General features: G+C 71.4%; 14 protein-coding genes. 7 read left to right on the forward strand and 7 right to left on the reverse strand.

All coding sequences use genetic code 11. The annotated features are described in order from the left end of the window. The 5 genes from AC21LY_RS04240 (at position 1) to AC21LY_RS04260 (ending at position 3,878) form a co-directional block, all read left to right on the forward strand. Positions 1 to 1,344 carry a DUF445 domain-containing protein gene (locus tag AC21LY_RS04240; RefSeq protein WP_489045075.1) on the forward strand — a complete coding sequence of 448 codons (1,344 nt, stop codon included), beginning with the start codon at positions 1 to 3 and terminating at the stop codon, positions 1,342 to 1,344. 86 nt (positions 1,345 to 1,430) lie between these two features. Beyond that, entirely contained in the window at positions 1,431 to 1,811 is a 381-nt protein-coding gene (locus tag AC21LY_RS04245) for a helix-turn-helix domain-containing protein (RefSeq protein ID WP_489045076.1), read from the forward strand. Continuing rightward, entirely contained in the window at positions 1,808 to 2,425 is a 618-nt protein-coding gene (locus AC21LY_RS04250) for a heparin-binding hemagglutinin (protein WP_489045077.1), read from the forward strand. The genes AC21LY_RS04245 and AC21LY_RS04250 overlap by 4 nt, the downstream gene beginning before the upstream one ends. Before the next feature lie 77 nt (positions 2,426 to 2,502). Then, positions 2,503 to 2,802 carry a DUF2516 family protein gene (locus tag AC21LY_RS04255; protein WP_489045078.1) on the forward strand — a complete coding sequence of 100 codons (300 nt, stop codon included), beginning with the start codon at positions 2,503 to 2,505 and terminating at the stop codon, positions 2,800 to 2,802. Positions 2,803 to 2,825: 23 nt separating this feature from the next. After that, a complete protein-coding gene (locus AC21LY_RS04260) occupies positions 2,826 to 3,878 on the forward strand; it encodes an alpha/beta fold hydrolase (RefSeq protein WP_489045079.1) in 1,053 nt (350 codons plus the stop codon). Positions 3,879 to 3,887: 9 nt separating this feature from the next. On the opposite strand, the gene purU is transcribed toward AC21LY_RS04260, so the two are convergent. Then, positions 3,888 to 4,763 carry a formyltetrahydrofolate deformylase gene (purU, locus tag AC21LY_RS04265; RefSeq protein ID WP_489045423.1) on the reverse strand — a complete coding sequence of 292 codons (876 nt, stop codon included), beginning with the start codon at positions 4,761 to 4,763 and terminating at the stop codon, positions 3,888 to 3,890. Positions 4,764 to 4,773: 10 nt separating this feature from the next. On the opposite strand from purU, the gene deoC reads away from it, so the two are divergent. Further along, complete coding sequence (deoC, locus tag AC21LY_RS04270; RefSeq protein WP_489045080.1) at positions 4,774 to 5,466, forward strand: deoxyribose-phosphate aldolase; 693 nt, start codon at positions 4,774 to 4,776, stop codon at positions 5,464 to 5,466. Between the two features lie 18 nt (positions 5,467 to 5,484). On the opposite strand, the gene AC21LY_RS04275 is transcribed toward deoC, so the two are convergent. The 6 genes from AC21LY_RS04275 to AC21LY_RS04300 all read right to left on the reverse strand — a co-directional run bounded on the left by AC21LY_RS04275 (position 5,485) and on the right by AC21LY_RS04300 (position 10,520). After that, positions 5,485 to 6,792, reverse strand: a complete 1,308-nt coding sequence (locus AC21LY_RS04275; RefSeq protein ID WP_489045081.1) for a cytochrome P450 — start codon at positions 6,790 to 6,792, stop codon at positions 5,485 to 5,487. Next, positions 6,789 to 7,712, reverse strand: a complete 924-nt coding sequence (locus AC21LY_RS04280) for an LmeA family phospholipid-binding protein (RefSeq protein WP_489045082.1) — start codon at positions 7,710 to 7,712, stop codon at positions 6,789 to 6,791. The genes AC21LY_RS04275 and AC21LY_RS04280 overlap by 4 nt, the downstream gene beginning before the upstream one ends. A 17-nt stretch (positions 7,713 to 7,729) precedes the next feature. Beyond that, a complete protein-coding gene (locus tag AC21LY_RS04285) occupies positions 7,730 to 8,536 on the reverse strand; it encodes a carbon-nitrogen hydrolase family protein (RefSeq protein WP_489045424.1) in 807 nt (268 codons plus the stop codon). Positions 8,537 to 8,681: 145 nt separating this feature from the next. Next, complete coding sequence (locus AC21LY_RS04290; RefSeq protein WP_489045083.1) at positions 8,682 to 9,464, reverse strand: class I SAM-dependent methyltransferase; 783 nt, start codon at positions 9,462 to 9,464, stop codon at positions 8,682 to 8,684. Between the two features lie 3 nt (positions 9,465 to 9,467). After that, positions 9,468 to 9,974: a DUF2505 domain-containing protein gene (locus AC21LY_RS04295; protein WP_489045084.1), complete on the reverse strand. Its 507-nt coding sequence runs from the start codon at positions 9,972 to 9,974 to the stop codon at positions 9,468 to 9,470. 18 nt (positions 9,975 to 9,992) lie between these two features. Beyond that, positions 9,993 to 10,520: a DUF2505 domain-containing protein gene (locus tag AC21LY_RS04300; RefSeq protein ID WP_489045085.1), complete on the reverse strand. Its 528-nt coding sequence runs from the start codon at positions 10,518 to 10,520 to the stop codon at positions 9,993 to 9,995. Between the two features lie 24 nt (positions 10,521 to 10,544). Here AC21LY_RS04300 and AC21LY_RS04305 point away from each other — a divergent pair, with 24 nt between their 5' ends. Further along, positions 10,545 to 11,618 carry a UDP-N-acetylmuramate dehydrogenase gene (locus AC21LY_RS04305; RefSeq protein ID WP_489045086.1) on the forward strand — a complete coding sequence of 358 codons (1,074 nt, stop codon included), beginning with the start codon at positions 10,545 to 10,547 and terminating at the stop codon, positions 11,616 to 11,618.

Genomic DNA, 11,618 nt, shown 5'->3' on the forward strand with positions numbered 1-11,618 from the left:
GTGACGGTGTCATCTTCCGCGGGAGCCCCGCAGCCGCCCAGGACGAGTCCGGCCTCCCATGCCCCGGCGAGCCCGTTCGGGGGCACGCCCGACGAGCAGAAGAAGCGCGACCTCCGCAGGATGAAGGCGCTCGCCCTCTCCTTCCTGGTCGGCGCCGCGATCGTCTACCTGTTCTGCGAGTACCTGGACACCAAGGGCTCGGGCCTGCCCATCGCCGGTGCGTGGGTGGGCTACGTCAAGGCCGCGGCCGAGGCGGGCATGGTCGGCGGCCTCGCGGACTGGTTCGCGGTCACGGCCCTGTTCCGGCACCCGCTGGGCCTGCCCATCCCGCACACGGCGATCATCAAGCGCAAGAAGGACCAGCTCGGCGACGCGCTCGGCGGCTTCGTGGAGAGCAACTTCCTCACCCCCGACGTGATCGCGGAGAAGGTGGGCTCGCTCGAGCTGAGCGGCCGCGTCGCGAACTGGATGGCCGATCCGGCCAACTCGAGCAAGCTCGGCGGCGAGGCCGCGAAGCTGGTCAAGGTGATGAGCGAGGTGCTGCGCGACGAGGACGTCGAGGCGGTGCTCAACTCCACCATCATCAAGCGGCTCGCCGAGCCGGAGTGGGGCCCGCCCATCGGGCGCCTCGTCGAGACGCTGCTGCAGGAGCAGCGCCAGCTGCCCCTGATCAATCTGCTCGCCGAGCGCGCCCACCACTGGGCCCTGGGCAGCCAGGGCGTGATCGACAAGATCGTCGACACCGACGGTCCGCAGTGGTCGCCCAAGTTCGTCAACTCGCTGCTGGGGGAGCGGATCTACCGCGAACTGGTCGAGTTCACGTGGAAGGTGCGCAGCGACCCCGACCACGAGGTGCGGCACGCGATGAGCACCTTCCTCTGGGACTTCGCCTCGGACTTGCAGCACGACCCCCGCACCATCGCCAAGGTCGAGGACGTCAAGGCCGAGCTGATGGGCCGCGAAGAGGTGCGCACCGCGGCGCAGGCCGCGTGGCGGGCGGCGAAGCGGATGATCGAGGCCTCCGTGGAGGATCCGGAGTCCACGCTGCGGGAGAAGTTCAGCGAGTCCGCCGCCCGGTTCGGGGTGCGGCTGCGCGACGACGAGGTGCTGCGCGGGAAGGTCGATTTCTGGGTCGATCGGTCCGTCCGGCACCTCGTGGAGAACTATGCGAGCCAGATCACATCGATCATCACGGACACCGTCGCGCGCTGGGACGCCGACGAGGCCTCGGCCAAGATCGAGCTCGCCGTGGGCCGTGACCTGCAGTTCATCCGGATCAACGGCACCGTCGTGGGCTCCATCGCCGGCCTGGTGATCTACTCGATCACTCAGATGTTCTTCTGAATTTCACTCAGCCTGCTAGCTAACTGCTTGCAGGAGCTAGCACTAGCTGTTAGCGTGGTGTCAGCCGCGCAGACGGGAGACCGGATATGACGAGCGACGAAGAGACCGTGCAGAATTCGGGCTCGGACATCGGAGCGTTCATTCGGGCGCAGCGTCTCGCGGCGGAGGTGTCCATCCGGCAGCTGGCCGAGCGGGCGGGGGTTTCCAACCCGTATCTCAGCCAGATCGAGCGGGGGCTCCGACGACCGTCGGCCGACGTGCTCGGGCAGATCGCCAAAGCACTGCGGCTCTCGGCCGAGGTGCTCTACGTGCAGGCCGGGATCCTCGAGGAGCGACCGGAATCCCCGGTGCGCGATGCGCTGATCGCGGACACGGCCATCAACGAGCGGCAGAAACAGGCTCTTCTCGACATCTACGAGAGCTTCTGCCGCGAGAACGAGACCGCATTGAAGGAGAACGTGCCATGACCGAGCAGAACACCCTCGAAGACCTGAAGACCCCCCTGTTCGCGGCCCTCGGCGCCGGTGACTACGCCTACGAGGCCGTCTCCGAGGTCGTGGAGAAGCTGCGTGCCGCCGCCACCGACGCGTCGAAGGACTTCCAGACCAAGGTTGAGGAGGCCCAGGCCAAGGTCGAGGAGGCCGCCGGCTCCGCGCAGGCGAAGCTGACCGAGGCCCGCGACGGCCTGCCCAAGGACGTCGACGAGCTGCGCGCCAAGTTCACCCCGGAGGAGCTGCGCAAGGTCGCCGCCGCCTACATCCAGGTCGCCACCGACATCTACGAGTCGCTCGCCGAGCGCGGCGAGAGCACCTTCGAGCGCATCAAGTCGGGCTCCGTGATCGAGGACGCGACCGAGCAGGCCACCAAGGCCTACAACCAGGCCGTCGAGCTGACCGAGTCCTCGCTGGGCCAGGTCGCGACCGCCACCAAGCAGGTCGGCGAGCGCGCCGCCAAGCTGGTCGGCCGCGCGAGCGACGAGGCCGAGGCCGCCGCCGAGAAGGCCGAGGCCACCGTCAAGGAGGCCACCGAGAAGGCGACCGCCGCCGTGAAGAAGGCCGCACCGAAGAAGGCCGACGCCTGATTCTCGCTGAGCTGTGATGTTCCACCCCGGACGCCCGGCGGCACTGCCGCCGGGCGTCCGGCCTTTAGGCTGGTGTCATGGACGTCCTCCTCTACGGATTCGGCACACTCAGCCTGGCCGCCTCGGTCGTGATCACGGTCGCACTGCTCGCGACGGGTGCGTTCTGCCTCATCCACGCCCTGCGCGCGCCGGCCGACGCCTTCACCGCGGCCGGGAAATGGCAGAAGAACTACTGGGTGATCGCGCTGGTCGCGTGTGAGCTGCTGGTGCTGGCAGGTTTGAACTACATGGGTACCGTGATCGGCGCGGTCGGCATCCTCGTCTACCTCCTCGACGCGAAGCCGAAGCTGGACGAGGTCCGGCGACCCCGCTATTGAGCTTTCGTTAGTAAGGTGTCGGCATGAAGATCTCCAGGAAGCTCGTCGTCGGCGCTGCGGGCGTGCTCGGCGCAGGCGCCGCCACGATCGCCGCGAGCATCGCGGCGTACGCGCTCTCGTCGCCGGCCGAGCCGGCGAACGCCAAGCTGATCGAGGACTACGACGGACCGCACGAGGACGGCACCGTCGTCTCCGGTGACGGCACCCGCCTGCACACCCGGGTCTGGGGCCCCGAGGACGGGCCGATCGCCGTGCTCATCCACGGCTGGAGCTGCAACCTCTCCACCTTCCCGCGGCAGGTCGAGCACCTCGTCGGCCGCGGCCACCGCGTGATCGCCTACGACCAGCGCGGCCACGGCGAGTCCGAGCCGGGCGCCTTCGCCTACTCGCCCGGCGTCCTCGCCGACGACCTGCACGCCGTCCTCGCGGCCCACGTCCCCGCCGGACGCACGGCGCTGCTTGTCGGGCACAGCATGGGCGCCATCACGATCATGGCCTGGGCCGACAAGTACACCGACGAGGTCGCCGAGCGCGCGCACCACGCGGTGCTCGTCTCCACCTACGCCCGGGACGCCGTCGCCGGGTTCGCCGGGGCGACGCCGCTGGCGGCCCTGCCGCGGCTCGCGCCCCGGCTCACGCAGAAGCTGGGCGACGGGGTCCTCGGCGCGAACGTCCCGGTGCGGCACAACCGCCTGCACACCGCCGTGATCCGGTACGCCGCGCTGTGCGGCTACGCCTCCTACGGCGCCGTCCGCTACACCGAGGAGATGGTCGCCTCGTGCCCGTCCGACGTGCGCGCCGAGTGGGGCCACGTCCTCGCGAGCGCCGACGTGACGGCCGGCCTGCGGAAGATCTCGATCCCCACCTCGGTCGTGGTCGGCCAGTTCGACCACCTCACCCCGCCCGCGGACGCCGACGTCATCGCCGGTGAACTCCGCGTGGCCGGAAAGCTGGACCGCTTCGCCGTGGTCCGCGACGCCGGCCACATGCTGCCGATCGAACAGCCGGAGAAGCTCAACACCCTCCTGGACTCGATCCTCGACGGCCGCCCCGTCGCCTCCGGCACGCCGGAGTAGCGCCCAGCGTCAGGAGAAGACGACGGTCTTGCGGCCGTGCACCAGCACCCGGTTCTCCAGGTGCCAGCGCAGGCCGCGGGCCAGCACGACCTTCTCGATGTCGCGGCCGCGCAGGACCATGTCGGCGGCGGCGTCGGCGTGGTCCACGCGCGCGACGTCCTGCTCGATGATCGGTCCCGCGTCGAGGTCCGCGGTGACGTAGTGGCAGGTCGCGCCGATCAGCTTCACACCCCGCGCGAAGGCCTGGTGGTAGGGCCGCGCGCCGACGAAGCTCGGCAGGAAGCTGTGGTGGATGTTGATCGCCCGGCCGGCCCACGCCGTGCACAGCTCGGCCGGCAGCACCTGCATGAACCGGGCGAGCACCACCGCATCGGGATCGAACTGATCGGTCAGGCGCGCGACCTCGGCGAAGGCCGCGGACTTGTCCTCGCCCGCCCCGGGGAAGGGCACGTGGTGGAACGGGATGTCCAGCCGCTCCACGAAATCGCGCAGGTCCTCGTGGTTGCCGATCACCGCGGCGATCCGCGCGTTCAGCTCGCCCGTCGCGACCCGGCCGACGAGGTCGTGCAGGCAGTGGCCCTCCTTGCTGACCAGGACGACGATGTCCTTGCGCTCCGCGGTGGAGGTCAGTCGCCACTCCGTCTCGGGGCCCAGCTCGGTCGCGACCTCGGCGGCGAACCGCTCCCGCAGCTCGTCGAGGGACAGCGCGACGCTGTCGGCCCGGACGGCCTGGCGCGTGAAGAACCAGCCGGAGTCCTGGTCGGAGTGGTAGCCGGCCTCGACGATCCATCCGCCCACGTCGGCGAGGAAGGTCGAGATGCGGGCGACGATCCCTGTGGTGTCGGGGCAGCCCAGAGTCAGAACGTAGCGCGTCACGACCGGTATCGTCTCAGACGTGCTCACCCGCTCTGACGTCGCCGCCCTCGTCGATCACACGCTGCTCAAGCCCGAGGCCTCCGAGGCCGCGGCCGCCGCGGCCTACGCCGAGGGCCTGGACCTCGGCGTTTACGCCGTCTGCCTGTCCCCGTCGATGCTGCCGCTGCGGGCGGCGATCGACGCGCAGCAGGCGGACCCGCGCGCGCCGAAGACCTGTGTCGTGGCGGGCTTCCCGTCCGGTAAGCACCACTCTCTGATCAAGGCCGCCGAGGCGCGGATGGCGGTCGAGGAGGGCGCGCACGAGGTCGACATGGTGATCGATGTCGGGCTCGCGCTCGCCGGCGAGCTGGACCGCGTCTTCTCCGATGTGATCACCGTCCGCGAGGCGATCGGCGCCGACCCGGTGCTCAAGGTGATCGTCGAGTCCGCGGCGCTCCTCGAGTTCGGCGATGCGGACCTCCTCGCCGAGGTGTGCCGGCGCTCCGTCAAGGGCGGCGCGACCTTCGTCAAGACCTCGACCGGATTCCATCCGTCCGGCGGCGCCTCCGCCGAGGCGGTCGCCATCATGCGCGCGGCCGTCGGACCCGACGTGGGCGTCAAGGCCTCCGGCGGCATCCGCACCGCGGAGGCAGCGCAGGAGATGATCGACGCCGGCGCGAACCGGCTGGGCCTGTCCGGCACCCGCGCCGTGCTCGCCGGCTTCCCGGAGTAGCCCCCCGGCACCGTCGGGCTACGCGAGCTTGGCGGGCAGGGACGCCCAGCCGTACAGCGTCGAGAGCCCGCGGTGGGTGCCGGGCCCGTCGAGTGCGAGCCCGGGGTAGCGCTCGAACAGCGCCGACAGGGCGACGACGCCCTCCATCCGCGCCAGCGCGGCGCCGATGCAGGCGTGGATGCCGTAGCCGAAGGAGACGTTCTTCTTCGCCTCGGGTCGCGCGACGTCGAAGTCGTGCGGCCGGTCGAAGACGGCCGGGTCGCGGTTCGCGCCCGCCAGCAGCAGCGAGATCACGGTGCCCTCGGCGAAGGCGAAGCCCTCGATCTCGCCGGCCTCCCGCGCCACGCGCGCGGTGCGCTGGACGGGGCTGGAGTAGCGCAGGATCTCCTCGACGGCGTTCGGCCACAGCTCGGGCTCGGCGCGCAGTCGATCCAGCTGGGCGGGGTGTTCGAGCAGCGCGACGATGCCGTTGCCGATGAGGTTCACCGTGGTCTCGAAGCCCGCGCCGATCAGCAGGGCGGCGTTCGTCACCAGCTCGCGGTCGGTGAGCTCGCCGCTCGCCGCGAGCAGGGCGAACGGGTCGTCGGCGCCGGGGTTGCTGCGGACCCGCGAGAAGTGCGCGGTGAGGTAGTCGTCGAGGCCGCGCAGCGCGTGCTGCGCCTGCCGGTAGACGGGCCAGTCGAGCCCGGGGTCGAGCAGCGGCGCGGCGGCCTCGCCCCACTCGAGCATGTACTCGTCGTCGGCCTCGGGGAGCCCCAGGAGCCGGCCGATCATCGCGACGGGCAGCCGCGCGGCGTAACCGGAGACCAGGTCCGGCCGGGGCGCGGCGGCGAGCTCGTCGAGCAGTTGCTCGCTCACCGTCCGGGCGCGGTCGGTGAGCATCGCGATCGCCTTCGGGGTGAAGGTCCGCGCGATCGGATGCCGGTACGCCGTGTGTGCCGGAGGCTCGGAGACCAGCATCGACGGTGGCTCGACGGGGTTGGGCAGGTGCGGATCGGTGCGCTCGATGACGGGGATCAGCGGGCGCGGGAAGCCGAAGTCCCTCGGCTGGATGGTCGCGAACCGCGGGTCCCGCAGGACCGCCCGGCACAGCGCGTGATCCGCCGTCGCCGCGCCGACCTCGCTGCCGACGATCCGGCCCTGCTCGCGGATCCGGTCGAGCCGGGCGTACTGGCCGCCCGGCTCGCCGCAGTACCCCAGGAGTAGTTCTGTCATGGTGTTTCCACGGGACGCGCGGCGGGGGAGGGCGTAGCGGGGCAGCCCGTGCAGCACCGCCCAGCGGACCCGCAACCGCAGGTCCGCGCGAGCGGCGCGCAGCGGGTTCACAGCACCGAGCAGTTGGTGGCGCCGACGTCGTTGCCGCTCTCGATGTCCTTGGGCAGTACGTTCTTGCCGGAGTAGCGCAGCGTGACGCCCTGGTCGGTCATCTTCAGGTCGCTCGCGGTCAACCCCTTCGGGGTGGGGACGCCGGCGACGGCGGTGATCAGCTGCTGCGCCAGGTCGTCGGGGACGCCGATGCCGAAGACCGACGCCTTGCTCGCCGTGAGCACCACCTTGTTGTCCTTGATGGTGGGCTTGAGGTTCACCGTGACCGGGAAGATCACGGCGGTGCCGCTGATCTCGATCTGGTTCTGGGCGGCGTTCAGCGTGACCTTGGGGTCGCTGAGGACCTGCACCTGCGCGACCTTGTTCTTGATGCCGTCGGCGGTCAGGGTGCCGAGGATGGTCACCTCGTCGATCCGATTCTCGCCGCTGGGCTCGACGCCCTTGAGCAGCAGGTGCGCGTCGAGCCCCGGGGTGCCCTCCAAGCCGTCGATCTGGATGTCGATCGACGGGATCTTGCCGCTCGCGTTCTGTAGCAGCATGGGGGTCTTCTCGAAGGCGACGTCGACGTTCTGCGCGCTGGTCCCCTTCCTGATGTTGTCCGCGAGGCAGTTCTGCACGTGATTGCGGATGTAGAGCTCGGAGCCGACGAGCACGATGACCAGCAGCGCGACGAGTCCTGCCGCGGTCAGTCCGATGAGCTTGCCCGTGGACCGCTTCTTGGCCGGCTTCCCGGGGCCGCCGGGGCCCGACGGTCCGGTGGGCGGGATCTGCGTCGGCGGGACCGGGGGCTGCTGGCCGGGTTCGGGCCGCTCGTGCGCGCCCGAGGGGCGCGCCGCGGACTCGATCGGCCGGGTCAGGCCGTCCTGCGGGCCCGAGTGCTGCGGGCCGGGGTTCTGCGGGAGATTCGGGTTCGTGTCCATCGGCGTTAGATTGTTCCTCATCCCTGGGACGGGACGGTGAAGTCCCTACGGTTGGCGAGCACGGGCAGCGCTGCCCGCACCTCGTCGACGCGCGCGAGCGGCAGGTCGACGACGAGAAGTTCCGGCGCCTGGCCGGCGGAGGCGAGCACCGCACCGTCGGGCCCGACCGCGAGCGAGCCGCCCACCCCGCGCGGCGCGGTGCCGGGTTCGGGATCGGACGGCCGCGCCTGGTCGACGGCCACCACGTAGGTCGTCGAGTCCAGCGCGCGGGCGCGGGCCAGCGTGGTGAACGCGTCGAGCTTGCCCGGACCGTCGCCCCACGACGCGGGCGTCACGATCACCTGCGCCCCCGCGTCCGCCAGCCCCTGGTAGAGCGCGGGGAAGCGCAGGTCGTAGCAGGTGCTCAGGCCGACGCGAACGCCGCCGACGTCCACCAGGACCGCCCGGTCGCCGGGTTCGACGGTGCGCGACTCGGCGAAGCCGAAGGCGTCGTAGAGGTGCACCTTGTCGTAGTGGTCCCGGTCCCCGCCGGGCGAGGCGTGCAGCAGCGTGTTGCGGACCCGACCGTCCGAGCCCGGCGTGAACATCCCGGCCACTACGTGCACGCCCGTCGCCCGCGCGGCCTCCGCGACGCGCTCGGCCCACGGCCCGTCGAGCGGCTCGGCGACCGGCTTCAGCGACACCCCGAACCGGCACATGGTGGCCTCCGGGAACACGGCGAGCGCGGCGCCCGCCTCCGCGGCGCGGCGCAGTCCGTCCTCGACCAGCGCGGCATTGGCCGCGGGATCCGTGGTGGCCTCGATCTGTGCCAGCGCGACGGTCAGCGATGTCATGCGCACCACCCTACTGACTCCGGTTCGATAGCGAGGCGCGGTCGTCGGCGTTCCGGTGGTTCACGATGTCGGGTTTCTGAGGGGCGGACGCGCGCCACGCCACCTCCAGCCCGCAGAAACCCGACATCGTGAGCCGCTACGGCGCGACGGAGGACCAGTCGACCGTGAGGACGTTGTCGCGCACCGGGCGGCGGGGCGGTCGGGCGGCGCCGTCGGTGCGTTCGGCCAGCAACGCGCCCGCGGCGCGCCAGCGCACCCGGTTGCCGTAGGGCGCGTAGCCCGCGGCCTCGTCCCAGCAGCGGTCCGCGAGCGTGAGCAGGTCGTGGATCCGTGTCCCGGGCACGTTGTGGTGGATCAGCGCCTTCGGCAGCCGTTCGGCCAGGTCCGACGGGTGCTCGGTGAAGCCCGGGTGCCAGGCCAGCGTCAGCGTGCGCGGCACCGGGGTCGTGCCGGGCGGCGCGGCGCCCAGGGTGAGCCAGCAGCACCGTCGGCCCAGCTCGTCGCACGTGCCCTCGACGAAGATCCCGCCCGGCTGCAGGCGGCCGGCCACCGTTGCCCACGCGCCGCGGACCTCGGATTCGTCGTACTGCCGCAGCACGTTGAACGCGCGCACCAGGTTCGGGCGCAGCCCCGCGAGCTCGAAGCCGCCGCGGGCGAAGTCGACGCCGTCGCGGCCGGGGACCACCCGCGCGGGGTCGATCTCCAGCCCCGTGACCCGCACGCCGGGGTTCACGCGGCGCAGCCAGGAGGCCCACTCGAGGGTCGTGTTCGGGCGGGCGCCGTAGCCCACGTCGACGGCCAGCGGCGACGGCCCGTCGAGCGCGGCCACCACCGCGGGGGAGTGCACCGACCAGCGATCGCTGCGCCGGAGGCGATTCAGCCCGGTGGTGCCGCGGGTGATGCGACCCTCAGGCGGCACGGGTCAGTTCTTGTCGACCCAGTACTTGAGGTACTCGGCCTCGGCGCGGAAGAGGTCCACGAGGTTGATCAGGATGAGCTGCTCGAGCTTGGTGCCGACGAAGGGCACGAAGACCTTCACCACGGTGGTGTAGCGCATGGTGCAACCGGTCTCGGTGTTGAACAGAGAGGCCTCACCCTTGAGCGAACCGGGACCCGCGGGGATCGACGCCTTGTAGTCGCCGATGGAGTTCTCGCCGTCCCACGCGCCGTAGAACTCCTCGCGCGTGATGATCATGTCCTTCTTCACCACGCCCTGCGCGATCGGCGGCAGGTACTCGTGCGGCAGGTTCTGCTTCTGGACGACCGTGATGCCCTCGTCGTCGACGTCGAACTCGGTGAGCTCCGACAGCGGGGTGAGGTTGCGGAAGTCGGTCATCTTCTCCGTCCAGTACTCCTTGTTCGAGTACGCGGCGTAGAAGGTCTCGGCGGGGAACGGGAAGCGCGCCGAGTAGCTGAGACGTCGTGCCATGTGGGGAGACCTTACCGGTCAGGGGTGCTCGGCGATCCACTGCAGGGTGAAGTCCCGCTCGCTCTCCATGAGCTCCTGGAGGTTCTCGACCACCAGCGACTCGACCTTCTTCGCGACGAACGGGATCGACACGCTGGCCTCGCCGTCGGCGGTGATGCGGGCCGCCGAGCCGTCGGAGCCGGGGTCCGCCTCCAGGACGGCCGTGCCGGACAGTTGTGCCGGGACGCCCTGGATGTCGGCGGCGAAACGCCCTGCGCAGCGGGTCCCGTCGAACGGGCCCCACTCCTCGACGCGGTGGATCTCCAGGCCGCCGGGCCGGACCGCGGTCACCACGGGCGGCAGCTTGTCCTCGCCGATCACGTGCACGACCACGACGCGCACGGAGCGTCCGGCGCCCTCGCCGGTGATGGTCAGCTCCGCCACGCGGGCGCCCTCGCCGCCGACCTCGGCCACACGGGCGGGCCAGTACGCGTCGTCGGTGAACGCGGCGTGCAGCGCGGCCGGACTGGTGGCGTAGTCGAGCGAGCGCTCGAGACGGGTGGTCATGAGGAGACACGTTACCGTTGCGGGGTGCCTGAACTGCTATCGGAGTTGACGACGCTCCGCCTGGGCGGCCCCGCCCGCAGCTACCAGCGGTGCGATTCCGCCGCGGCGGTCGCGGCGGCGGTCGCGCGGTGCGACGCCGCCGGCGAGCCGGTCCTGCTGGTCGGCGGCGGATCGAACCTGGTGATCGCCGACGAGGGCTTCGCCGGCACCGTCGTCCATCTGGCCCACGACGGGATCGATATCGACGGGACCGTCGTCACCGCCGACGCCGGCGCGGTCTGGGACGACGTCGTCGCGGCGTCGGTCGAGGCCGGACTCGGCGGGCTCGAATGCCTCTCCGGCATCCCGGGTTCCGCGGGCGCGACGCCGGTGCAGAACGTCGGCGCGTACGGCGTTGAGGTGTCCGCGTGGCTCGACGCCGTCGAGCTGTACCACCGCGCCACCGGCGAGACGGTCTGGGTCGCGCCGCAGACGCTGGGCCTGGGCTACCGCACGTCGCGCCTCAAGCAGCACGACGCGCCCGGCGCCGCCGGCTCCGGCCCGGCGGATGTGGTGCTGCGCGTGCGGTTCTCCCTCTCCGACGGTGCCTCCGCCCCGATCCGGTACGGCGAGCTCGCGCGGGTCCTCGGGGCCGAGCCCGGCGCCACCGTCGACCCCGCCCGCGCGCGGGAGCACGTGCTGGCGCTGCGCCGGGGCAAGGGCATGGTCCTCGACCCGGCCGACCACGACACCTGGAGCGTCGGCTCCTTCTTCACCAACCCGGTGGTGCCGGCGCGGGATGCGGCCGAGACGGTGCGGCGGATCGAGGAGGCGACGGGCGAGAGCACGCCGCAGTACCCCGCGCCGGACGGCGTGAAGCTCTCGGCGGGCTGGCTGATCGAGCGCGCCGGGTTCCACAAGGGCTACGACGGTGGCCGCACGGGCGTCTCGCTGTCGACGAAGCACACACTGGCGCTGACCAACCGCGGTACCGGCACGACGGCGGAGCTGCTCGCGCTCGCCGGCGAGGTCCGGGATGGGGTGTTCGCCCGGTTCGGTGTCGAGCTGTTCCCGGAGCCCGTGCTCGTGGGTGCGGAACTGCCTCGGCCGCGCCTCTAG

The sequence above is a fragment of the Tsukamurella sp. II2bb genome (assembly GCF_057815145.1).